The sequence below is a fragment of the Microtetraspora malaysiensis genome (assembly GCF_050947145.1).
Classification (GTDB): Bacteria; Actinomycetota; Actinomycetes; order Streptosporangiales; family Streptosporangiaceae; genus Microtetraspora_A; species Microtetraspora_A malaysiensis.
Genome location: NZ_CP191998.1, coordinates 157,723 through 179,801 on the forward strand (window position 1 = coordinate 157,723; position 22,079 = coordinate 179,801).

A 22,079-nucleotide genomic window follows, 5' to 3' on the forward strand; every position below is an offset into this window, starting at 1 on the left:
TCCACCTAGCGTGCACAGCGTGGTGGAGTTGCAGACGAGTCAGCCCAGATGGCGCCAGGTATACAAGATCATCAGTGACCGGATCCGATCCGGTCACTACAAGGTTGGGGAACGCATCCCCTCGTTGATCAACCTGGTCGAAGAGTTTGGGATCGCCAACGCCACCGGCCAGAAGGTCATGCGCGCCCTCCGGCAAGCCGGACTGATTCACACCGAGCCCGGGCTTGGTTCCTACGTCTCCGACCCTTCTCACTGGGAAGAGCCACCAGCCGACGACCAGCAGGCCGCATCTCCCGCACCCCGCTGACCCTCGCGGGGACTTGCCACCAACTACATCCAGACACCGATAACAAGAACCAGGCCCCCTACCTACGCGGACGGGTCCTCGGCCGGTGCGTATCCGCATTGCTCGGGGGAGCAGTCGGTTTGGTGGTCGCGTCTCCAGCGGGAGGTGTCCCGCTCTATCGCCCGGGCAATATGGGCGAGGCGGCGTTGCCGGAAGCGTGAGACGGTTGAAGGGAGGGCGATGAACGTCTCAGGTAGCACGGCTAGTGAACTGGTCACCTGCTCGCCGTCGACCATTCGCAGGAGTACACGGCACTGCCACCAGCCCCGTCCCGCGTCCGGGTCCGGCCAGTGGTAGGCCGCGGGATCAGGGAAGAGAAAGTGGGTGGCGTTAGGGTCCATGTGGGCTCGCAGCCACGGGCTGGCTTCGCCGAGGCCAAGTCGTAGGCGACCAGCTTCCTGGTAGAGGGCATAGATCGCTTCACGGTCCGCGGCTTTGAGGGTGCGTGCCTGGCGGGGAAGTGGCTGACGGCCGGAGGGCGTCTTCACCGGCCAGCCCCACAGCAGGCTGATGCGTTGCCGCGCGCTGAGCGAGGCATGTCCCTTACGGGGGGTCGGAAGCGGCGGCGGAGGCGTCCAGCGGCATCCGTCCTCGCTGATGCGCTCAAGAATCCATGCACGACCTCCTGGACCGGCAGTGTTCCAGGTCCAACTCATCGGCCGTTCCACCATGGCCCGATCCCGGCGACTCATAGGCGCTCCCCTACGAGAGGGCTGCCAGTCGTGCGGTCTGGCGATCAGCGGCATGTTATGGCACAGGTTCGCCAGAAACCTGATGCGGTCGAGGTCGTCGGCGGGTGAGGCATGGTCCGGCAGTTGCCGGGCGCATCGGGCGAGGTACCGGATTTCGACGAACGCCCTGGCTGCGAGAAACGCGGCCAGCTCTCGATCATCAATCTCCCTGACGTTATCGCGCCCAAGACCTGGCGCCGCCGGGCGAGGGGAGAACGATACTGAAGCGCCCGGCTCCCGCTCCTGGCTGTTTGGACCAGTCACGGCACGAGCTTATGGCGTCCTCAAGGCGCGCCGGTCCTGTGTACCCGAGTGACGGATGAGAACTTTCTCTACGTCTTTAAAGCGGCCCGCCTACGGCGGCCCGCGTCGCGCGCCGGTCGGCCAGCCGGCCGGGCATGCGGCTCTTCGGCCGGTCCCGGCCGTCGCCGCCCGCGCGCTCCAGGAACGCCGAGACGAGACACCACAGACGAGCGAAAGCCACCGATCGAGAACGACGACCAGGGCGACGCGGCCCGGTTCGGCGCGGACACCGGGAAGAACCGCAAGGGGCTCCGCCCCCTGCACCCCCGGCCTTCCTCGGAGATGATCCGGAAAGGGTGCAGCTGGACGGGCGGTCATCTCCTCGTCGGTCACCACGAAGGGATGCCAGACCAGCCGCCCAAGGTCAAGCCGTCGAGAGCGGGCAGGGCAACCAGCGGGCGAGGAAGGTCACCGGGCCACATGTACACACGAACGACGGCTTGCCCCCAGGCGTCCGGCCCGGCATGGCTGCGCCTGCCCGACGAGGAGATGACCACATCGCGAACATGTGTGGAGACGATCAGGCCCCTGCGGAGTCTTGTTCATCGTCCATGCCGAACATAAAACACTGTGTTCTCATGGATCTTTCGTAGTCCTCGCGGAACTGCCCAGGATCGCGCGTAGCGAGGTCCTGGTAGATGGTGACGGCCTCCGTGGTCACAGCCAGAGCCTCGGTATGGCTGCCCAATCGCGAGAGTGTGGCGCCGAGGTTGGATAGCGAGCGGGCGAGGTCAGGCCGGTACCGGTCAGGGTAGGCGGCGGCCAACTCGCGCCGCATGGCAACAGCCTCCTCTTCCACAGGTAGAGCCTCAGTGTGGCGGCCCAGTTCCGAGAGTGTGGCGCCGAAGTTGTGCAGCGAGGCGGCGAGGTCGGATCGGTAGCGGTCGGGGTAGGCCGCCACCAGCTCCCGCCGGATGTCATGGGCTTCTTGGGTTGCGGGCAGGGCCTCGGCCGGGCGGCCGAGCTCCGAGAGGCAGACGCCGAGGTTGGACAACGAGACGGCGAGGTCAGGCCGGTACCGGTCAGGGTAGGCGGCGGCCAACTCGCGCCGCATGGCAACAGCCTCCTCTTCCACAGGTAGAGCCTCAGTGTGGCGGCCCAGTTCCGAGAGGCGGACGCTGAGGTTGGATAGCGAGCGGGCGAGGTCAGGCCGGTACCGGTCAGGGTAGGCGGCGGCCAACTCGCGCCGCATGGCAACAGCCTCCTCTTCCACAGGTAGAGCCTCAGTGTGGCGGCCCAGTTCCGAGAGGCGGACGCTGAGGTTGGATAGCGAGCGGGCGAGGTCGGGCCGGTGCCGGTCAGGGTAGGTGGCGGCCAAATCTAGTAGAACGAGGACGGCCTCCTCTGCCGCTGGCAGGGCCTCAGTGCGGCGGCCCAATTCCGAGAACCTATTTCCGAGGTTGGATAGCGAGCGGGCGAGTTCAGGCCGGTAGCGGTCAGGGTAGGCGGCGGCCAATTCGCGCCGCATGGCGACGGCCTCTTCTTCCACTCGCAGGGCTTCGGCGGGGCGGCCGAGCCCCGAGAGTATGGCGCCGAAGTTGTGCAGCGAGGCGGCGAGGTCGGGCCGGTACTGGTCGGGGTAGGCGGCGGCCAAGTCTTGCCGGATGGCGACGGCCTCTTCTTCCACCTGCAGGGCTTCGGCGGGGCGGCCCAGTTCCGAGAGTATGGCGCCGAAGTTGTGCAGCGAGGCGGCGAGGTCAGGCCGATAGCGGTCAGGGTAGGTGGCGGCCAAGTTCCGGAATATGGCAGCGGCCTCTTCAGTTGCGGGCAGGGCTTCGGCGGGGCGGCCCAGTTCCGAGAGTGTGGCGCCGAGGTTGGATAGCGAGGCGGCGAGGTCGGGCCGGTACTGGTCGGGGTCGGCCGCCACCAGCTCCCGCCGGATGGCAACAGCCTCCTCTTCCACAGGTAGAGCCTCAGTGTGGTGGCCCAGTTCCGAGAGTGTGGCGCCGAGGTTGGATAGCGAGCGGGCGAGGTCGGGCCGGTACTGGTCGGGGTAGGTGGCGGCCAAGTTCCGGAATATGGCAGCGGCCTCTTCTTCCACCTGCAGGGCTTCGGCGGGGCGGCCGAGTTCCGAGAGTGTGGCGCCGAGGTTGGATAGCGAGGCGGCGAGGTCGGGCCGGTACTGGTCGGGGTCGGCCGCCACCAGCTCCCGCCGGATGGCAACAGCCTCCTCTTCCACAGGTAGAGCCTCAGTGTGGTGGCCCAGTTCCGAGAGTGTGGCGCCGAGGTTGGATAGCGAGGCGGCGAGGTCGGGCCGGTACTGGTCGGGGTCGGCCGCCACCAGCTCCCGCCGGATGGCAACAGCCTCCTCTTCCACAGGTAGAGCCTCAGTGTGGCGGCCCAGTTCCGAGAGTGTGGCGCCGAAGTTATACAGCGAGCGGGCGAGGTCGGGCCGGTACCGGTTGGGGTCGGCCGCCACCAGCTCCCGCCGGATGGCAACAGCCTCCTCTTCCACAGGTAGAGCCTCAGTGTGGCGGCCCAGTTCCGAGAGGCGGACGCCGAGGCTGTGCAGCGAGTGGGCGAGGTCAGGCCGGTACCGATCAGGGTAAGTGGCGGCCAACTCGCGGAATATGGCAGTGGCCTCTTCGGCTGCGGGCAGGGCTTCGACGTGGCGGCCGAGTTCCGAGAACCTATTACCAAGGTTGGACAGCGAGCGGGCGAGGTCAGGCCGGTACCGATCAGGGTAAGTGGCGGCCAACCCGCGCCGGATGGTGACGGCTTCTTGTTCCACTGGTAGAGCCTCGGCGGGGCGGCCCAGTTCCGAGAAGCAGACGCCGAGGCTGTGCAGCGAGTGGGCGAGGTCGGGCCGGTACTGGTCGGGGTAGGTGGCGACCAGTTCCCGCCGGATGGCTGCGGCCTCTTCGGCTGCGGGCAGGGCTTCGGCGGGGCGGCCGAGTTCCGAGAACCTATTACCAAGGTTGGACAGCGAGTGGGCGAGGTCGGGCCGGTACTGGTCGGGGTAGGTGGCGACCAGTTCCCGCCGGATGGCTGCGGCCTCTTCGGCTACGTGCAGGGCCTCGGTCAGGTGGCCCAGTTGCGAGAAGGCCGCGCCCAGGTTGGACAGCGAGCGGGCGAGGTCAGGCCGGTAGCGGTCGGGGTAGGCGGCAGCCAGTTCCCGCAATATGGCAGCGGCCTCTTCGGCTGCGGGCAGGGCTTCGGCGGGGCGGCCCAGTTCCGAGAAGCAGAAGCCGAGGTTGGACAGCCAGTGGGCGAGGTCAGGCCGGTAGCGGTCGGGGTAGGCGGTGGCCAACTCGCGCTGGATGGCTACAGCTTCTTCTCCCACTGGTAGAGCCTCGGCGGGGCGGCCCAGTTCCGAGAAGCAGACGCCGAGGTTGGACAGCGAGCGGGCGAGGTCAGGCCGGTAGCGGTCGGGGTAGGCGGCAGCCAACTCGCGGAATATGGCAGCGGCCTCTTCGGCTGCGGGCAGGGCTTCGGCGGGGCGGCCCAGTTCCGAGAAGCAGACGCCGAGGTTGGACAGCGAGGCAGCGAGGTCGGGCCGGTAGCGGTCGGGGTAGGCGGCAGCCAGTTCCCGCCGGATGGCAACAGCCTCTTCGGCTGCGGGCAGGGCCTCGGCCGGGCGGCCCAGTTGCGAGAGATGAAGACCAAACACAGACAGCCAGCCTGCTCGTTCCCCGGTGTCGGCATCGGCCGGGGTGCTGTCCAGCAGTCGACGGGCGAGTACGGCATGTGCCTCAGCCAGGGTGACCGAGGGGTACGGCAAAGCGCCGTACAGTGTCGCCAGCGTCTCCCGCGACGCTGGGAGCGAGCCGACCTCACCAGCTACTGCAGGGAGCAGGCGTTGCAGCATCTCACCGGCCGCATCAAGCTCCTGGGCGGCCCGAGCCAAGGTCACGAGTGCCTGGCATCGCTGACGCTCATCGACTCGTTCCATACAAGCGTCCAGCAGTCGTGGGGCTTTACTTAACTCCCGTGTGACGTGCAGTTCCGCAAGCCGGTCTGGACGCAAGCGCCCCAGCCATTCATGACCGTCCGATGCCGGGTACAGCTCACGCAGCCACTGTGCGACCCGGCCCGCGTCCACAACCGCTGGACGGTTGGAAACCCGCTCCACCACCTCTACCGCTTGAGCGTGGTCACTTGCGCCTAGCAGGGTGCCGACCGCAACCACCTGTTCGATCGCGACGGGACTCAACCCATGCCCGCCACCGAAGATCCCCCAGACGTTGGCGCTCTGCTGCCAGAACCGGCGCTCGTGACCAAGCAGCTCATCCAGTACGTCGGAGACCTTTAACTGCACCTCCGAATCTCCCGTACGAGTCGAGCGCAGTACCGCGACCAGGGCAGCTGCGTGCAGGTCCAGGATCCGGGGCCGGCCGTCACCGAACTCGACACTCACCCCTCTGGGGGGCTCGACCCCGACCTTGGCGGCGAAGTACGGGATCGCCCGCATCACCTCGTCGCGCTCGGAGCCGATGGTGTTGTCTTCGGTGAGTTGGATGCCCTGCCCTGCGGCGGCGACCATCTGCCGTATCCGCACCGACTCACCGCCAAGGCGTTGCCACCATTCCCCAGCGCTGCGGGCCAGCAGCAGTACCCGCACCTGGCGTCCCTCGTCGGCGGCGACCTCCTGCAACAGGCCAAGCAGGTCGGTACGTGTCTCGGCGTAGTCCACCACCATCAGCACCTTGCCGCTGTCAGCTGCTCGCCACTTCGACAGGGCGTCTTTCTCTGCATCGTCACGGACTTCAATGAATCCCCAGGAGGGATCGAGACGGTTGCTCAGCTCCACCGCCAGTCGGGATTTACCCACGCCCCCCGGTCCGACCAGCAGCCGCAGCCGCCCGGCATCCGGTCCCTGACACCAGGCCAGCAGTTCGGCAATCTCACGTTCCCGCCCCTGGAACTTGACCACCTGCCGCGACGGGTGCAGCAAGTACGCCACGCTCTCCTTGGGTGCTTCCGGCAGAAGCTCCGCTCTGCCCTCAGGGCTCCTTCTGCCTTCGGCGCGCTGCTTTGCCCATTCCCACAGGGTCGGCGCGAAGGCGCCGCCAGTACCGCCGATGGCGGCCCATGTCGCAGTTCCCAGCAGCTTGCCATCCGCCAACGCGGCCGCCCCTGCGGCGGCGGAGGCCACCCCCATAGCCGACACCAGACGCCACCACAAGGTCATGACTCAATATGTAAGTCATCGTCTCCACGCCGAGGCGCCCTGTTACGTAATCGCAAGCCAGAAAGCCAAAACGTTCATGCGAGAAGATGGCACGACGGATATTGTGAGCGCCCGTGCAACGGCTAGCGCTTTTCGACCTGGATAACACTCTCATCGACCTGGATCAGGCATTCCGAGCGTGGGGCGTGGAATTCACCGACGAGCACGACTTGGGGTGCGAAGCGGTCGGCTGGCTCATTGCGCTCGACCAGGCCGGTTATCCGCATCGTGAGACGTTCTTCAGCAAAGTCCGCGAGCACTTCGGGTTGCCCGAGCCGGTCGAGGAGCTATGGAGCCGCTACCGAAGGCGGATGCCGTACCTCGTGCACAGCCGTCCCGAGGTACTTGACGGGCTGTCCAAGTTACGTGCCTCAGGGTGGAGAGTGGCAATCGTCACCAACGGGACTGCCGACAACCAGCTCGGCAAGCTCCAGCAAACGGGATTGGCCAAGGTCGTGGACGCCTACGCGCTTTCCGGCATCGAGGGCATCCGGAAGCCGGACGTTGGCCTGTTCGAGATCGCGGCCAAGCGCTGCGGCACGACTCTCGCCGAGGGTGGATGGGTGATCGGCGACAACCTCACCGCCGACATAGCCGGCGGACGCGCAGCCGGTCTCCGAACGATCTGGGTCGACCGGGGCACCTGGCCCGAGCACGAACACTGCACCGATCATGTCGTCAGAGATGTGCTTCAGGCGATGGAGATCCTGCACAGAGAGCGGTGATCGAGTGGCCTTCGTGAGCATCTACCAGTCAAAAGCAGACGATCTTTATCCGTGCCCTGTTGCGGCTACCTCACCCTTGACGAGAGGGGTGGGTCTGAGATCTGCCCGGTGTGCTTCTGGGAGGACGACGGCCAGAACGACCACGATGCTGACGAGGTTCGTGGTGGCCCAAACTACGAGTTGAGCTTGACGCAAGGGCGCCGAAACTTCGGAGAGTTCGGCGCAAGCGACACGCGGTATCTCGGCAGTGTCCGATCTCCCTACCCTCATGAGCATCCGAGCCGTCGATCTTGCTAACGCCGGTGCGAACAACAGCCCTGGACGATCACGGACATCGTTGGAATCCCGGCAGCCGGATATACCCTCTGAGCAGGGGTTCATGTCGGTGGAGGACGGCTGTAGACATCCGTGACCTTGCTACGGATCAGAAGGTTAGGGTTCGAGTTCTCTCGGCACAACTGTTCTGCCCAAGGGCCCTGCTGGTGTGCTGGCTGATCACCGATAGCAGGATGGAGTCAGTAATACTCACGAGTGCTGTTTGTCCAGGCGCACAACGGTGATCTATGGCTGCAGGCTTAAGCGTGAATCGGAAAGAGCCCATAACGGCCATAATCACGCCGCTTTGTGAAGTGAATGAGCCTCGCTTCGTCTGACAAGTTCAGTGGAGGGTCGGTATTCTCAACAACAATACACTGGCCATCGAACTGGAAATCTAGATATCGATAGAAAGCATCAGCAACGCTCGCAAACTCCTCATCCGACGGTCCTTCGCCTGCTCCAGGTTCCGGTTCGCGATATGTAATAAGTGGAGAATCGAGGACAGTGAATCCCGGGTGTTCTAGGTCGCGATCGAAGCAGTATTGAGCCAACCCGAGCGTAAAGGCGGCGTGAAGGATGGATCGCACGCCTTTTCCTCGTGAACCCCGGGCTTGGTCGCCGACGAAAAGGTCATTAGCGCTCCTGCTGTAAATAACGGAGTTCGCAATTGGCACCGACCACTGATGGAGTACTTCCTTAATTGACGCAGCAAGCTCTATAAGTACTTTGTCGTTAACGCCAGTAGGGGTTGGCAGATTGTCTGGATCTGTAGGTTGGACAGTTGCCTGAAGTGCCTCTAGTTTCTCTATCTGAGCATAAATTGCCAGCTTGCTCTCGATGTCCGACCTTACGTTCACGAGTTCCTGTATTGCAACCCTTTGAGGCTGAAGATCTCCGTCGAAGGCATTAATCTGCTGTCGCAGATGCTGGATCGTACTTGTGAAGTCGAGAATGCTCGACCGCAAGCGCTGTTCTTGCGCTCGGAGATCGGAGAGCGTGCTGAGCAGATCCTCGCGGAGCATGGTGGTCTTTTGGATCTCCACAAGAACCGACTCCCCGAATGCAGTAACCTCCTCTGCTCTGTGAAAATCCGCTGCTTGATGCTCGACTTCTGCGCCACAAAATACGCATACACCTGGCCGGAAATAGCCGAGCAGACTTCCTGCTTCCCGGACCATTTCTAGCCGCTCTAAATCTGAATCGTACTTGGCGAGTAGGAGCGAGAATCGGGAAAGAAGCTCGCTGATCTCTTCAAGTCGCACCTGGTGGTCGCTGTAAATACGCATTGCCGAGGCGTGCTCGGAGGCGACGCCGGCTCGTGAGTCGAGTATCGAGTCTATTGCTGAAGTGCGCTCCTGGATGGAATCGTTGAGGCGGGACAATTGCCCATTAAGCTCAAGAGGCCCGTCGGCGGAGCGTAGCGTTTCCTTAAGATCCCTGATCACCACTTCGAGGATCTCCGCTTTACCTCTGCTAATCTTTCGTCGTTCGGATGCACCAGCGTCCTGAGCGATCGCACTATCATCGTCGCCCTGCAAAAGCAGTTTAAGCGTTGAGATCTCTGCTGTTGCCGTTGTGTATTGTCCCGAGAGCGCTGGCGGCGTAGTGGCCTGCATCTTTGTCTCATCGATGATGCACAAAAAGCAGAGATTTCGGAAGCTTAGGGGAACTGTTTCATTGCGCGCATTCTTCCTGATCTGGCGACCACCTAGGCCAATTTGCCGTAGCAGGAATCCTGACAGGCTTTCGTTCTTAGAGCTTGCCTGCCCGTGAGCCGCCGCCAGCGTGAAGTCTGGTGTCCTATTCGGAGCACTCGTGAACTCGCCATGATAAGCGCGGAATGAACCGCCCGATATTGATCGTTCTAGGGTCAATGCAGCATCATCAGGTAAGATCATATTTAGCAGGATGGCAGAGTATTGCTCTGCTTCGGGGATGGATTTTAGTGCTTTTCTGCCGAGCATGAAGTCGATTGCTTCAACGATGTACGACTTGCCGGTGTCAGAAGCGCCATATATCACGGTGAGGCCTGGCCCAAACTCCACCGTTGCATTCGGGACATCCTTGCCGATAAAGCTGAGGCGTGTAATTCGCAATCTACTCATCGGTGGCCTCCATGCGGCGGCGTGGTGACGGGCCTGGCGGGTCTACGAACTCCGGCCAGCGGCCGAGGGCCGACATTTTCTCCCGAATATCAGCAGAGTTTGCGCTCCCAAAGGCCTCAATGACCCAGTCAGCACGGTTTCGCAATTGATGCATATACGAGGACTCGAGGAGTTCCACGAAGCCAGGCGCATTATCGGTCGCTGCATAACCAATTCCGCCACTACCGGCCTGCAATGTAACCAGCCTCGCGCGTATCATGACTTGTAGCCCAAGTTCCAGAAGTTCGCGTTTTATGGCTATCTCGCTTGTGTGGTTAGGAACATCCGGATGTAAACTCTCCGGACCCCCAAACTCCTCGGAGTGGAGCAGACTGTAATCAAGAAAAGCGAGAGCATTTATGTCGTAGGCTTCTGGAAATGCGCTAGTTAGAATAGTCAGTACTCGTAGGCCTGTCTCTAGTGGGCCGTTTAGAGGTTGATTCATCATTGCACGTCACACCAGATGAGGCGATCTGTGTTTGCCAGCTGATGGCAAATGCCCCGCTTGTCCCTTGGGTTGGATACCGAAATAAGCGCATTCGAGGTTAGGCTCAACAATGTTGCCATCTCCAAGACTCGCGTTAGTCGTTCCATCCCGTCTGGATAGGATCGCTCTTGTGTCTCAATGATGCCCTCATATACCTCGTTCTGCAACTCCTCGAATGTTCCGGGCATTACGCTATCGCGCGCGAAAACTCTCAGTGCTTCAGCGCTGTAAAAAGCCTCGCGCTGTCGACTAAAATGTTTCGCGGCCTTCGGATGTGACTGCAGGGTCTCGATGCCCTGTATCTCCATTTTGAAGTGTTCGATATAGACATTGAGTAGGTGCTCAATGTAGCGTGTCTCTTCCTCCTCGGGCGTCTCTGGAGGAGTCTGGACAGCTGGACGTGCTGGTAGGGGGCCGCCGAAGCGATGGGCATAGTACGGTGTGCGACTATGAATTTCCAGAATTTCATGTATTTCCGATGACTGAAAAACACTGTACTCAATCGTTTCGGCCAAACCTCGAATCTTGTCGACTAAATTCCCATCAAGTCCGGCCCCTAGAGGCTTGTCTCCCTCGAACTTCTCTAGGAACTTGGTGCGAAGCTCGCTAGGCTTGCTCAGCATCCGCTTGAGGCCTGGCCCACATCCTTGTGGGGCAAGGAAATAGTACCTGCGGGGCATCGTGTAGTGGCCTTCAACGACCGACCTTAGGATCTTAAAGATCTCCGGATAGGCGTCGCTGGGCATCAGTGCTTCCTCATAGTGCTTACATTGGAAGCAGTCCCATTCCCCCTCAAATCCATTCGGACTCAAAAAGGCGGCGACGTCTGCACCTCGATCGTTTGATCCGCCGATACGCTTGATTTGAAAGTAGTCTTCTCGTAGACCCGTTGCCCATTCAAGGATGAAGTCTTCCCAGACGTCAGGTGTGTAGAAGTAGATTCTCTGCCTTGGGGTCGGTGGAGTGCCGCCAGCAAGATTCGCCACCGTGGTCACTTGTTCCTGAGGTGGGGCGGGAATGTCCGATAGAGCGACTGGCGGGTCTCCTGGAGCTTGGTGTGGCACGCCTGGCCCTTTTCTAAGGTGGTGGTGACGGCTACGGTAGAAAGTACTAAGTATGCCACTCGCAGCAAGTTTCGGCGAGGGCCTAATTTTGCGCGTGACCGAATCCGGCTTTCTGTCTGTCAGAAACGTATAGCAATGGAAGATGTGGGCTTTCGGGTGGATTGCCCAGTTGATGCCTGCGGCCCGTAGGGGTTTGGTGCTGCGTTGCACCGAAGCTAAGGAGCGACGATTGCCCGGGACCGTGATCTCGCTTCCTGCAATGGTCTGCTGTGCGGCTGTCATCGAGGCACGAGGGGTCTCGCCTGGTCACGTCCCGCTAAATGGCGAAGCTCCAGCCGATCATGTGAGGTCGGCGCGTTGCGGCCGAGTCGCTCCATGCGGCCACGTGGTGAGCATTACCCAGCCGGTGTTGGGGGCCTAGATCAGATGAAATGTCAGCCGTGACGGATACCGTAACCCGCCATGAGTGTCCAGTACGCATGGTCTGACCTCTTCCCGGCAGAGGAGCCGATGCCCGAAGGTCCCGACCGCCCGCCGTTAGGACCGGACCACGGGCTCCACCCCCCGGCCAGTGAGCTAGAAGTCAGCCGGCTCGAAGAGCGGTTGGGCGTGAGCCTGCCGCCGAGCTATCGGCAGTTCCTCCTGTTCGCCAACGGCTGGGGCGTCGATGAGTACTCCCTGCGGCCGGCCGCGGACGTCGGCTGGTTCCGTGACCTTGAGCCCAGGATTGTCGAAGCGTGGTCATCGCCCGAGGGTGAGAAGTCTTGGAGCGTGCCCGATGATCTCTACTTCGTCTATGGAAAGGAGCAGGACTGCGTCCATCTGAGAGAGGAGTATCTGCCTGGCACCCTTCTGGTCGGGCACTGGGACGATGGAGAATTTCTCCTCAACCCCCACGTCAAGACCACTGACGGCGAATGGGAGGCCTGGTATCTCGCGCCTTGGTTGCCCGGCGCGAGACGCCACAGGTCCTTCTGGGACCTGATGAAGGACCAATTGCGTTAGTCCACATCGACACTGCCGCGGAATTTCACGGTGGGTACATGGTCATCACCTGCGTGGACAGCTTCGAGCAGCTGTAGGAGCAGGCCGGCCGATAGGCTCATAACCATGGCCCACCGGATCGACTTCTATGACGACCCCGCTGCGCCCGAACCCAACAGCCTCGTCCCGTCCGTCAACGTCGTTGTCACCGATGATGCCGGAGAGTTGCTGATGATCCGCCGGTCCGACAACGGCAACTGGGCCGTCCCCGGCGGAGCGATCGATCTCGGCGAATCCCTCCCGCAGGCCGGCGTACGGGAAACCCTCGAAGAGACCGGCGTCCTGTGCGAGATCACCGGCCTTGTCGGCACCTACACCGACCCGAGGCACGTGATTCTCTACACCTCCGACGCTGAGGCTCGGCAGGAGTTCTCCATCATGCTCACCGCCCGCGCCGTCAGCGGTGAGCCGACCCCGAGCAGCGAATCCAGCGAGGTCAGATGGGTCCCCAGGGACCAGGTCACGGGCCTGCGGATGGACCGGTCAATGCGGTTGCGGATCGGCCACTACCTCACCGGGAGCGGTTTGCCGTACATCGGCTAGCGCCGGTCCATCGCGGGATATGTGCGGGATGATCTTCGCTGGCGAATGTCCTTCGCATAGCTACGCCGCAGGTCAGGACCAGTACGGGCGGAGAAACCGTAGTGCTCTTGAAAACCGCTAGGGGCTTGACGCTCCTCGTGGGTTCGAATCCCACGCTCTCCGCTTCCACCTCCGAAAACGGCGTCTGACCAGCGGTTTCGCTACGGTCGGACGCCGTTGATCGTTCCCCGCCATGTGCAGCTGTACGCCACCCTGAGCGGCAATTCATCACACGGCACGTGACCTGCGCGTGTCGTACTCCGCTTGATCCGTTAAAGGTTGGTTCCACTTGATGCGTGACATTCCACCGAGTGCTGATGGAGTGCTGATGATTTGCGACGAGCGCCGGGGACGGTCCCGACCCGTCGTCCTGTTCGTCCACACCTGTGGGGACGAGAGTCGGGACGGGGGTCGAGTCATCGCCCGATGAGGACGGCACGGCATCAATCAAGGACGGAGAGGCCGACACCGGGGACGAGCCCGTGACGGTCGAGGACGGCGCGAGGACAGCCGACGTGGGCGAAGCGGACGGCGAGGCGATCGCCGTGCCCGGAGCGCCCCCACTATGCCAAGGCGATGCAGCGCGTCCGCGCTCGTGATCAGCGAGGCGAGCATTGGCACCAGCCGCGGGCACTCTCGGCCCGTAGGGAGCTACTGAAGCAGTCCGACACCGATGATCGGCGGTGGACTCGATGGAACATTTCTCCAAGACAGCACGGCGGTGCGCTGGCGATGCTGCCCTGGCAAAGAGTCGGGAGCCCGGCTCACGAGGCGAAGGAGGTAATCCGTGAGCACCATATCGGGCCACGGCGTGATTCACGCGCCGGTGGTCGAGAGGCAGCCGCTGGCGGTCCGTTTCCTGCTTGCGGCGGGCCTCGTCGGTCCGCTCATCTTCTTCGTCGTCGTCCTTGTCGAGGGGGCGACTCGACCTGGATACCACGCCTGGCACCACCCGATGAGCAATCTGGCCCTTGGCCCGCAAGGGTGGGTGATGACCATCGCCTGGATGGTCCTTGGAGCGGGGCTGTTGTGCTTCGCGGTCGGGCTGCGGCGGGTCCTCAACTCGGGCAGGGGTGCGACTTGGGGGCCTATCTTGATCGCCGTCGTGGGTGTCGCCTTGATCAGCGAGGCCTTCTTTCCTACCGATCCTAGTCTCGGCTATCCGCCGGGTGCCGCGGCGACGTCGACGCTGACCGGGTTCCTGCATTCTCTCTTGAGCGGCGTCTTCGAAACCCCGCCGATGGTCGCAGCATGCATTGTGCTGACCCGCCGCTTCGTGCAGGCTCCTGGAGGCCGCCCTTGGGTGCTTTATTCGATCGTCACGATCATCCTGGTGGTCGTGTTCCAGGTCCTGGGAGCCGTGGCCTACGCGTCGACCGACCCGGGCTCGCCGTACGGCTTCTTTCAGCGGCTGGGGTTCTTTACCGAGCTGGGCTGGGTCGCTGTCCTCGCCGTGCGACTCCTCGTCGGTCCCGCCCCTCGCCCGCGCCGGCCAATCGCCCTGTTCGCGGCCCGCAAGGGCTGGATCTGACCCGCCCGTCCCCGTCGATCCTGCGGCCGGTCGCCGGCGGCTCTCCGGCCGTTGCGGCGGAGAGTCTGGCGCTCGTCAGGGCTGCGGCAGCGGGATGATCTTGCGGTACTTCCCTCCGGCCGACTGCTCCGGTGGCTCCTCGGCGCGCTCGATCGTCACGTGACCAGCCTTGTGCTCGGTGAGCAGATGGACGGCCCGGTCGTGGGCGGCCTGCCAGACGCGGTCCGCGTCGGCGCCGCCGGCGGCCCGCAGGCGTACCCGCAGGACGGTGGGCGCGGTCTGGACGAGCTGGAACTGTTCCATGCCGGGAACGGCCAGCGCGGTGCTGAAGGACATGGGCGAGATGCCGACGCGCTCGCCGGACCCGGTGGGAAAGGTGAGCAGATCGGCCGCACGCCCCTGCACCTGGACGGCCGGGAGCGGATTGCCGCACGGGCAGGGGTCAGGACGCATCAGGACGCTGTCACCGAGGTCGTAGCGCAGGATCGGCTGGACCCGGTTGGCCAGGTTGCTGATCAGGACGGTGTGCGAGAGCCGCCCGGGCGGCACCGGCCGGTGGTCGGCGTCGACCGGCTCCAGGACGACCCAGTCACTGTTGACGTGGTACCAGCCCTCCCGGCAGCCGGCGGTGAGGAAGCCGCACTCGCCACAGGCGTAGGCGGCGCGGACCTTCGCCCCGAACGCGGCGGCCAGGCGTTCCCGGGCCTGCGGGCTCAGCGTCTCGCCGCCCGGGATGACGAGCGCCGGGCGGATGCGCAACCGGCCGGCCTCCTGTTCCCCTGCCAGCAGCGTGAGCAGCCCGACGAAACCGGCGACGCTGGCCGGATCGAACCGGTTGAGCTCGTCGACCATCTCCTCCATCGACTGGTCGGTCGGGATGACTCGCATCAACCGGCCCAGCCACGGCCGTTCCAGGGCTGCCCGTGCCGGCCCGGCGAGGGTGGCGAAGTGGCCCCTGGGCGCCGTGACGATGGCGGTGCGGCCGGCGCGGGCGAGCGTGCGCAGGACGTCGCGGGCCGACAGTCCGGCGCCGGTGCGCAACCCGGTGGCGGTGTGCACGGCCAGGCACCGATCGTCCTGCACGAACAGGCCGCGCTGCCCGCTGGTGCCGGTGGTCGTGGTGACCAGGTAACGGCCCAGGAACCGGTGGCCCACCAAATCGGGATCGGCCACGAACTCCTCGACTCGTTCTCGGGTCACCTCACGGTCGGTGACCCAGTCGTCGAAGCGGGCCATCAGCGTCTTCTTGTCGGTGACCGGGAGCAGCTGCGGGTCGTCGGCCCCTTCCGGCAGGTCGTGGTAGAGCTCGCGGTAGAAGGGCGAGTGAGCGCGGGCATGGGCCACCAGCTCGGCCAGGCGAGCCCGCCGCCGCCGCGCGATCGCCTCCGGGCCTTCCCGTACGGCGCGCCGCATGTCGCGGGCGAGCCGCCGGATGCTTTCTCCCATGATTGTCGCTCCTGTCTGCGGTGATGCGTCAAGGGTTCGGGGTGGACGGCGGCACCGAGCGCAGGCCACGCATGGCGATCTCGACGCCGTGCCGGCCGGCCTCCCACAGCTCCTCCTGGGACCGGCCGAGCTGGACGCTGGCCAGGCCCGCCTGCTGGATGGCGCCCATCAGGGCCCCGATCATCGCGGCCGCGGTGATCGGGTCGAGGCCAGGGAAGGCCTTCAGCAGCTCTCCGACGACGCGCTGCTGGAGATCGAGCAGCAGGTAGAGCCCCTTGGCCTGGAGCGCCGGCGTGGTCAGGGCCAATCGAGTCACGCCGGACAGCTCCGCGGCCTCCTTGTCGGGAATCTTGGGCCGACGGTGGGCGGCGTATCGCTCGACCGCCCTGGCCAGCACCTCGCCAGGGCCCTCCTCGAGGCGGCGGTCCGCGATGGCTCCGACCAGCACGTCGAAGTCCCGCTCCATGTCGACGAAGAGCACTTCGTCCTTGGCATGGAAGTAGTTGAAGAACGTCTTGGGATCGACGTCCGCCGCCGCAGCGATCTGCGTCACGGTGGTCTGCTCATAGCCCTGTTCTTCGAACAGGGCTATGGCCGCCGACACGATGCGCTGCCGGGTCTCCCGCTTCTTCCGCTCCCGCCGCGACTCTTGCATGCGAGCCAACATACTCATACTAGAAATTTCCAGCAACTGGAAGCTTTACATAGGCACGCCCGACCCAGAGCTGCTCCGCCATAACGAGGTTCGGCGTGCTCTACGGCGCGTTCATGAAGGGGTGGGTGATGTCTTCATCCCGTCCATGACGCTCATGGGATCCACACCGGCCAGGCGATCACTCACGCCCAGCTGTGCAAGGCGATGCTGGGTGAGCGGCCGAACCGGCCCACCTGGTCGGCCGTGACGCGCACCCGGCCACCTTGCGCCGCGCCCTCGCCTTCCTGGAGGCCCACCCCGACCAGGACGTCACCGTGGCCGATATCGCCGCGGCCGCTCATGTAACCGTACGCACCATCCGGCTGGCCTTCCGCCGCCATCTGGACACCACTCCCGTGGGCTACCTGCGCCGGATCCGCCTGCACCACGCCCACGAGGACCTGCGCACCGCTGACGCGGGCCGAGGCGATTCGGTCGCTGCCATCGCCCGTTGTGGGCTCGCCCACCACGGTCGAGCCTTGCTCAGCGCCGGCATTCAGGCGATCAATCAGGCTGTGGCCAAGGACCAGCACGCGATCAGTTTCCCGGAGGAGATCCACCGCAACGGACCCGGGCACCTGGCCATCGTGGACCTCCCCTTCGGGGTGGAGGCCGCCGACGTGGTGGCAAGGCCCGGCAAGCTGGCCTCCGGCCTGCGGCTCCCACTCGACCAGGTATGGCCGGACGTCGCCACAGGGCACCCCGGACGGCTGGCCCTGTGGGTCGGCTACGAACGGGCCACCACTATGGAAGCACCACCGTGGCCACTGCTGAAGAGCGGCAGCGTAGATGTGTTCCAGCCGTTCCCGCTCTTCATCACACCCCGCATGGAGACCGTGAACGCCATGCTGAGCTTCCGGAACTGGCTGATCGGCGGACAACCGGGTTCCGGCAAGACATTCCTGCTGCGCCTGCTGGTGCTCGCCGCCAGCCTCGATCCCCGCGCCGAGATAAGGGGATATGAGTCCAAGGGCGTCGGAGACTTCAAGGCCGTCGAACCCGTCTGCGCCGAGTACGGCAACGGGCAGGATGACGAGACCATTGCCCGTGCCGCAGCTTTGATCAAGTGGCTCTACCACACCGAATGCCAGCAGCGCGCCGCGAAGATCAGCCACTACCACGAGCTGGGTCTGGCCCCGGAGAACAAGGTCACGCCCGAACTGGCTTCACGCAAGGGATCCGGCCTGCATCCCCTCGTCGCGTGGTCAAGTCCGCGATCAGTGTCCTGCGCACCGAAGGACTCGTGGTCGGCCAGCAGGGCAAGGGCGTGTTCGTCCGCGAATCCCCAGCGTTGGCCGCCGACCCCGAGCCGTCCGGCGTCAACGCCGAGATCCTGGATCAGCTTGCCCAGATGCGCGCATCGACGTCCGCCAACTGGAGAAGGCCGGCCGCGCTGAACGACCAGTGGCTGGACCACCTGTACGTCACACCGGACGCCCAGGGCCACGGCCTCGGATCCGCCCTGCTCAACCACGCCAAGAAGGTACGGCCCGGCCTGCTCGAACTGCACGTGTTCCAGCAGAACACCGGCGCCCGCCGCTTCTACCAACGGCACGGCTTCGTCCTGACGGCGCTGGGGGACGGTAGCGACAACGAGGAGAACCTCCCCGACGCCCACTACCGCTGGCGAGCCGCCGACGAGCCGACCGGCGGTCCGGCGGAAGACGAGCCGATAACTGGTTCAGCGGGAGACAGGCGCTGAGACGGGCGACGACGCTACGACGGCCGGGAGTCGTCCGGGCAGAACTCCGCCCGAAGCACATCGGTGAAGACGCCGATCGGGTCCTTCCAGTCGCCCTTGGCCCAGTCGCCGTTGACGTTGGCCGCGATCATGTGCTTTCCGTCGCGGGTGCCGTACGTGTACGTCCACGAACCGAAGATGGCGCCGCCCATGCCCCAGACCGTCGCGCCGCACGACAACGTCACCGAGGAGACGCCGAGACCGTAGGTGGTGTCGGGGATCCAGTCCTTGGTCGGGACCATGGTGAACATCTCCTTCTGCTGGGCGGGTGGGAGAAGCCGGCCGCCCAGCAGCGCTCCGAAGAACCGGCCGAGGTCCCCGGCGGTGGAGATCATGCCGCCGGCCGCCCAGAACGGGGATGGGTTCAGCTCGGTCACGTCGTAGATCGTGGCGTTGGGATCGGGCAGGTTCAGCTTCGAGTAGTGCCGCGAGTGTGGTCCGCGGATCTTCGGGTCGCCGCCGCGTGGCAGGTATGTCCCGGCCAGGCCGAGCGGGCGGGCGATCCGCCGTGAGACCTCGCCGGCGAGCGTGCTGCCGGTCACCCGTTCGATGACCATCCCGGCGAGGACGTAGTTGGTCTGGGAGTACTCCCAGCTCGTGCCCGGCTCGAAGGAGGGCGGACGGGACATGGCGATCCGCACGAGCTGTCGTGGAGTGGGGGTGGGGTAGCGGTTCACCGCCTCCTGGTCCTGGAGGTAGTTGAAGATCCCGCTGGTGTTGTTGAGCAACTGCCTGATGGTGATCTTTCCGCCGTCGTGACCGTTGCCGTGGACCAGGCCGGGCAGCCACTCGTCCACCGTGTCGTCGAGGCTCAGCCTGCCTTCGGCCACGAGTTGCAGCGCCACGGTAGCCACGAACGTCTTGGTGGTGCTGCCGATGCGGAAGCGGTGCTGCGGCATGCGCTTGCGGCCGGTCGCGGTGTCGGCCACCCCCGCCGAGCCGAACCACCGCCCGTGGCCGTCGCGGATCTCGGTGAGAATGCCGGGAATGCCGCCCTCGGTCACGGCCCGGTCGAGCACCTGCCGGACCTCGACCTGACCTGGGGCGACCACGGCCGAGGACGCCGCCGGAGCCGTCATGGCGCCCCCCGCCGTCATCGCCCCGGCGACGAGCAGGCCGACGCCTGCCCGAGCCATACGTCTACGCATGAGATTGTTTCCTTCCGGATCGTGCGAGCCGTACGGGGTCGCACGGGCTCACAACTTGTTGGGTTTCGTCAGCCATGCCGCCGGGTGATCGAGGGCCGGGCGCACGCCGGGGATATCCGGGTCGATGTGCGACGGCACGTCCTGGCCTGCGGGGCATGGTGCGGTGTTGCGGCACCGCGGTGCGCCTTCGACGCCGGGTCCGGCCATAGCCGGACCCGGCGGAGCACGCGTCGCATCGCGGCCCGTGTTCGGCGAACTCGCCTCGCATCGCCGTACGGCGAGCGTCACGGTCCTGGCGGTGGGAAGAGCGGAACGGCCTCAGCCGTGTGGGTTCGTTACGCGTTCTCGACGGTGAGCGTCCGCAGGAGGCGCGCTGTCAGGCCGGCCTGGTCGATGCCCGCCAGGGTGAGCGCGCGCGGCACGGTGCCGATCTCCGCCTGCAGGATCCCGAGCAGCAGGTGCACCGGCCGCAGGTCTTTCTTGCGGGAAACGGACGCGAAGCCACGTTCGAGCGCGAGCTTGGCCGACGCCCCCAGTTGCGTCGGACGCTTGGCGGCTCTGCTCGGCTGCGGAAGATCGAAGGAGAGGGACACTCCGGCCACGCTCAGGCTGTGTTCGAACTCGCGATCCAGCGCGTCGCGGATCGCCTGGCGATCGAGCCCGGCCGAGGTCAGGATCTCAGAGGTGGCGGATTCCCGCTCGGCGGCGATCGCCAGCAGGAGATGCTGTGCCTCGATCGTCGCCGATCCGTCCGCGTGGGCTTCGTGTGCTCCCTGGTCGACGATCGTGTTGATGTATTCGTCGATTGCGGCCATGGTCAGCGCCTCCTCAGTTCGACGCCGGCGTCGATGAGCCGCTTGGCGTGCTTTTTGTGGACCGCCTGGCGCGTCACGCCGAGTGCCTCGGCGACCTGCGGCCAGCTCCAGCCCGCTCGCATCGCCTGCTCCACGGCGGCGTCCTCGATCTGATCGGCCAGACGCCTCAACGCCGCCACAGCCGCCAGCGCGTCCGCGGGCTCCTGGGGAACGGGATTCTCAACAACGGGCATGCAAGCAACCTTAGTTGACTAATTCTCGATTAGTCAACGCGAGTTGCTTATCGCGGGGTTCGGCGACCCGGGCACGGCGAGAGCCGCGGCAACGCCGAGCAGTACGGCGGGTGAAGAGGAGGCCCCCGGCCTGGCACAGCTCATAGACGATGTCCTGGCAGTCGCAGGTGTGCTCAAGCACCCGGATCCAGCGCGCCCGGGGGCGGCATTCCTGCCATGGGAGCTTCTGCCATCCGGCTTTCGGTGGTGCCGGGTGGATGCCGTGGTACTCGACGATCGGGTCGCCTGATGCCATGCCGCTGGTCACCTCCTCATGGGGGCGTCTGAAGGGTGGTGGCCCCCGCAGAGGGGCACTCGGGGCGTGTGGCTCTGCGGGGCGGCGCCCGCCGACGGGTCGGGGGAAGGCCGGCGTCGGCGGGCGCGGTTGAGCGGTGGCCTTCTCACCCACCCCCAGTGCGCGTGGAGGCCACCTGTCCAACGGCCCCGAGCAGCGGAGCGTCCAGCTCCTCGGGCCACATCTCAAGCTCTTGGGGGCGCCACAGCGGCAGCCGGACCAAGCCCGGCTCCATCAGGTCCAAGCCACTGAGCAACGCGGCGATCTCCTTGGCCGTAATCGGCACGACCGGTGCGTTGGCATCCTGATAGACCGCGGCCGCCTCGACCACGTCGGCACGCCGCTCAACGTGGGAGATCACCAGGTAGGAGCCAGGTGCCATCGCCGCGCGTAGTTCGCTGATGGTCCGGCGCGGGTCGTCAGTGTCGGTGATGAAGTGCAGGACGGCCACCAGCAGGACCGCGACGGGCTTGGACCAGTCGATCAGGTTGAGCACGTCGCGATGCCCGACGACGCTGGACGACTTACGTAGATCAGCGTTCGCCACCCTCGTGTTGGCGTCGGTCGCCAGCAGCGCCCGCGCGTGCACGAGCACCATCGGGTCGTTGTCGACGTAGACGATCCGAGCGTCCGGGTCGATCTGTTGGGTGACCTCATGCACGTTCCGTTGGGTCGGCAGGCCGGAACCGATGTCGACGAACTGAGTGATCCCGGCCTCACCGGCGAGGAACCGCACCGCCCGCACGAGGAACTCGCGGTTCAGTCGCGCATAGGTCCGCGCCTGCGGGACGAGCCGCACGATCTTCTCCGCTATAGCGCGGTCCGCGGCGAAGTTCTCCTTGCCGCCGAGGAGCGTGCCTCCATCGCCATGGCATGTGATGATCTCCTACGTTCAGCGGCATGGTCGAACTCAAGCCGAATCAGCCCAGATGGAGGCAGGTTTTCGAGATCATCCAGATGGCCAGGCCGACGGCGCCCGCGGTCGGCGGTTCAGGAGTGGCGGATGAGAACTTTGTCTACGCCTTCAAGGGCAGCCCGCCTGCGGCGGCCTGCCGCGCGTCGGGCGGTCGCTGGCCGCGCTGCGGCTCTCCGGCCGGTCGCGACCAGCACCGCCCACGCGCCAACCGCCGTAATAAACAGCCCGAAACCGGTTCGATAGAACTGTCCTCGCGAAGTCACCCGACGCGCTATTGGAACGGCTCGAAAGCTGTGCATGATTAGAT

General features: G+C 64.8%; 20 protein-coding genes and 1 tRNA gene. 10 read left to right on the forward strand and 11 right to left on the reverse strand.

Annotated features, from left to right (window positions below):
- The first annotated feature begins 19 nt into the window (after positions 1–19).
- On the forward strand, positions 20–307 hold the full coding sequence (locus ACQP1V_RS00835; protein ID WP_433417771.1) for a GntR family transcriptional regulator: 288 nt from the start codon (positions 20–22) through the stop codon (positions 305–307).
- 1,110 nt (positions 308–1,417) lie between these two features.
- Here the strand turns inward: ACQP1V_RS00835 and ACQP1V_RS00840 are convergent.
- A complete protein-coding gene (locus ACQP1V_RS00840; RefSeq protein WP_433417774.1) occupies positions 1,418–1,561 on the reverse strand; it encodes a hypothetical protein in 144 nt (47 codons plus the stop codon).
- A gap of 339 nt (positions 1,562–1,900) precedes the next feature.
- Entirely contained in the window at positions 1,901–6,511 is a 4,611-nt protein-coding gene (locus ACQP1V_RS00845; RefSeq protein ID WP_433417777.1) for a tetratricopeptide repeat protein, read from the reverse strand.
- Between the two features lie 113 nt (positions 6,512–6,624).
- Here ACQP1V_RS00845 and ACQP1V_RS00850 point away from each other — a divergent pair, with 113 nt between their 5' ends.
- Both ACQP1V_RS00850 and ACQP1V_RS00855 read left to right on the forward strand, forming a co-directional pair.
- Positions 6,625–7,275 (forward strand): HAD family hydrolase, encoded by a 651-nt coding sequence (locus tag ACQP1V_RS00850; protein WP_433417780.1) that lies wholly within the window; start codon positions 6,625–6,627, stop codon positions 7,273–7,275.
- 51 nt (positions 7,276–7,326) lie between these two features.
- Positions 7,327–7,572: a CPCC family cysteine-rich protein gene (locus ACQP1V_RS00855; protein ID WP_433417783.1), complete on the forward strand. Its 246-nt coding sequence runs from the start codon at positions 7,327–7,329 to the stop codon at positions 7,570–7,572.
- A gap of 278 nt (positions 7,573–7,850) precedes the next feature.
- Here the strand turns inward: ACQP1V_RS00855 and ACQP1V_RS00860 are convergent, their stop codons facing one another.
- The 3 genes from ACQP1V_RS00860 to ACQP1V_RS00870 are packed head-to-tail and all read right to left on the reverse strand — an operon-like array spanning position 7,851 to position 11,219.
- Positions 7,851–9,698 carry an AAA family ATPase gene (locus tag ACQP1V_RS00860; RefSeq protein WP_433417786.1) on the reverse strand — a complete coding sequence of 616 codons (1,848 nt, stop codon included), beginning with the start codon at positions 9,696–9,698 and terminating at the stop codon, positions 7,851–7,853.
- The gene (locus tag ACQP1V_RS00865) at positions 9,691–10,185 is read right to left on the reverse strand and encodes an ABC-three component system middle component 2 (protein ID WP_433417789.1); all 495 of its coding nucleotides are present in this window, start codon (positions 10,183–10,185) and stop codon (positions 9,691–9,693) included. The genes ACQP1V_RS00860 and ACQP1V_RS00865 overlap by 8 nt, the downstream gene beginning before the upstream one ends.
- A complete protein-coding gene (locus ACQP1V_RS00870; RefSeq protein ID WP_433417792.1) occupies positions 10,182–11,219 on the reverse strand; it encodes an ABC-three component system protein in 1,038 nt (345 codons plus the stop codon). Before ACQP1V_RS00870 ends, ACQP1V_RS00865 begins: the two co-directional genes overlap by 4 nt.
- A gap of 531 nt (positions 11,220–11,750) precedes the next feature.
- Between ACQP1V_RS00870 and ACQP1V_RS00875 the strand changes: the two genes are divergently transcribed.
- From ACQP1V_RS00875 to ACQP1V_RS00890, 4 genes are all read left to right on the forward strand, one after another.
- The gene (locus ACQP1V_RS00875) at positions 11,751–12,293 is read left to right on the forward strand and encodes an SMI1/KNR4 family protein (protein WP_433417795.1); all 543 of its coding nucleotides are present in this window, start codon (positions 11,751–11,753) and stop codon (positions 12,291–12,293) included.
- Between the two features lie 105 nt (positions 12,294–12,398).
- Positions 12,399–12,875 carry an NUDIX hydrolase gene (locus ACQP1V_RS00880; protein ID WP_433417798.1) on the forward strand — a complete coding sequence of 159 codons (477 nt, stop codon included), beginning with the start codon at positions 12,399–12,401 and terminating at the stop codon, positions 12,873–12,875.
- An 86-nt stretch (positions 12,876–12,961) separates the two neighbouring features.
- A tRNA-OTHER gene (locus ACQP1V_RS00885) sits at positions 12,962–13,043 on the forward strand.
- A 658-nt stretch (positions 13,044–13,701) separates the two neighbouring features.
- On the forward strand, positions 13,702–14,445 hold the full coding sequence (locus ACQP1V_RS00890; RefSeq protein WP_433417801.1) for a DUF998 domain-containing protein: 744 nt from the start codon (positions 13,702–13,704) through the stop codon (positions 14,443–14,445).
- Between the two features lie 75 nt (positions 14,446–14,520).
- Here ACQP1V_RS00890 and ACQP1V_RS00895 read toward each other — a convergent pair whose 3' ends face one another.
- Entirely contained in the window at positions 14,521–15,891 is a 1,371-nt protein-coding gene (locus ACQP1V_RS00895; RefSeq protein ID WP_433417804.1) for a hypothetical protein, read from the reverse strand.
- A 28-nt stretch (positions 15,892–15,919) separates the two neighbouring features.
- Positions 15,920–16,546 (reverse strand): TetR/AcrR family transcriptional regulator, encoded by a 627-nt coding sequence (locus ACQP1V_RS00900; RefSeq protein WP_433417807.1) that lies wholly within the window; start codon positions 16,544–16,546, stop codon positions 15,920–15,922.
- 263 nt (positions 16,547–16,809) lie between these two features.
- Between ACQP1V_RS00900 and ACQP1V_RS00905 the strand changes: the two genes are divergently transcribed.
- The gene (locus ACQP1V_RS00905; RefSeq protein ID WP_433417810.1) at positions 16,810–17,982 is read left to right on the forward strand and encodes a helix-turn-helix domain-containing protein; all 1,173 of its coding nucleotides are present in this window, start codon (positions 16,810–16,812) and stop codon (positions 17,980–17,982) included.
- Positions 17,937–18,287 carry a GNAT family N-acetyltransferase gene (locus tag ACQP1V_RS00910; RefSeq protein WP_433417813.1) on the forward strand — a complete coding sequence of 117 codons (351 nt, stop codon included), beginning with the start codon at positions 17,937–17,939 and terminating at the stop codon, positions 18,285–18,287. Before ACQP1V_RS00905 ends, ACQP1V_RS00910 begins: the two co-directional genes overlap by 46 nt.
- Before the next feature lie 14 nt (positions 18,288–18,301).
- Here ACQP1V_RS00910 and ACQP1V_RS00915 read toward each other — a convergent pair whose 3' ends face one another.
- From ACQP1V_RS00915 to ACQP1V_RS00930, 4 genes are all read right to left on the reverse strand, one after another.
- Positions 18,302–19,474 carry a serine hydrolase domain-containing protein gene (locus ACQP1V_RS00915; protein ID WP_433417815.1) on the reverse strand — a complete coding sequence of 391 codons (1,173 nt, stop codon included), beginning with the start codon at positions 19,472–19,474 and terminating at the stop codon, positions 18,302–18,304.
- Between the two features lie 335 nt (positions 19,475–19,809).
- Positions 19,810–20,289, reverse strand: coding sequence for a Clp protease N-terminal domain-containing protein (locus ACQP1V_RS00920; protein WP_433417818.1), 480 nt, complete (start codon positions 20,287–20,289; stop codon positions 19,810–19,812).
- Positions 20,290–20,291: 2 nt separating this feature from the next.
- Complete coding sequence (locus tag ACQP1V_RS00925; RefSeq protein ID WP_433417819.1) at positions 20,292–20,522, reverse strand: hypothetical protein; 231 nt, start codon at positions 20,520–20,522, stop codon at positions 20,292–20,294.
- A 440-nt stretch (positions 20,523–20,962) separates the two neighbouring features.
- Complete coding sequence (locus tag ACQP1V_RS00930) at positions 20,963–21,739, reverse strand: SAM-dependent methyltransferase (RefSeq protein ID WP_433425730.1); 777 nt, start codon at positions 21,737–21,739, stop codon at positions 20,963–20,965.
- 17 nt (positions 21,740–21,756) lie between these two features.
- On the opposite strand from ACQP1V_RS00930, the gene ACQP1V_RS00935 reads away from it, so the two are divergent.
- Positions 21,757–22,077 (forward strand): hypothetical protein, encoded by a 321-nt coding sequence (locus ACQP1V_RS00935; RefSeq protein WP_433417822.1) that lies wholly within the window; start codon positions 21,757–21,759, stop codon positions 22,075–22,077.
- Positions 22,078–22,079: the final 2 nt, after the last annotated feature.

What these genes read in the sequence shown, in the direction of transcription:
- ACQP1V_RS00845 (WP_433417777.1), bottom strand. Translation starts at nt 6,511, where the DNA reads ATGACCTTGTGGTGGCGTCTGGTGTCGGCTATGGGGGTGGCCTCCGCC.
- ACQP1V_RS00860 (WP_433417786.1), bottom strand. Translation starts at nt 9,698, where the DNA reads ATGAGTAGATTGCGAATTACACGCCTCAGCTTTATCGGCAAGGATGTC.
- ACQP1V_RS00865 (WP_433417789.1), bottom strand. Translation starts at nt 10,185, where the DNA reads ATGATGAATCAACCTCTAAACGGCCCACTAGAGACAGGCCTACGAGTA.
- ACQP1V_RS00875 (WP_433417795.1), top strand. Translation starts at nt 11,751, where the DNA reads ATGAGTGTCCAGTACGCATGGTCTGACCTCTTCCCGGCAGAGGAGCCG.
- ACQP1V_RS00880 (WP_433417798.1), top strand. Translation starts at nt 12,399, where the DNA reads ATGGCCCACCGGATCGACTTCTATGACGACCCCGCTGCGCCCGAACCC.
- ACQP1V_RS00895 (WP_433417804.1), bottom strand. Translation starts at nt 15,891, where the DNA reads ATGGGAGAAAGCATCCGGCGGCTCGCCCGCGACATGCGGCGCGCCGTA.
- ACQP1V_RS00900 (WP_433417807.1), bottom strand. Translation starts at nt 16,546, where the DNA reads ATGCAAGAGTCGCGGCGGGAGCGGAAGAAGCGGGAGACCCGGCAGCGC.
- ACQP1V_RS00910 (WP_433417813.1), top strand. Translation starts at nt 17,937, where the DNA reads ATGCGCGCATCGACGTCCGCCAACTGGAGAAGGCCGGCCGCGCTGAAC.
- ACQP1V_RS00915 (WP_433417815.1), bottom strand. Translation starts at nt 19,474, where the DNA reads ATGCGTAGACGTATGGCTCGGGCAGGCGTCGGCCTGCTCGTCGCCGGG.
- ACQP1V_RS00920 (WP_433417818.1), bottom strand. Translation starts at nt 20,289, where the DNA reads ATGGCCGCAATCGACGAATACATCAACACGATCGTCGACCAGGGAGCA.
- ACQP1V_RS00925 (WP_433417819.1), bottom strand. Translation starts at nt 20,522, where the DNA reads ATGCCCGTTGTTGAGAATCCCGTTCCCCAGGAGCCCGCGGACGCGCTG.
- ACQP1V_RS00935 (WP_433417822.1), top strand. Translation starts at nt 21,757, where the DNA reads ATGGTCGAACTCAAGCCGAATCAGCCCAGATGGAGGCAGGTTTTCGAG.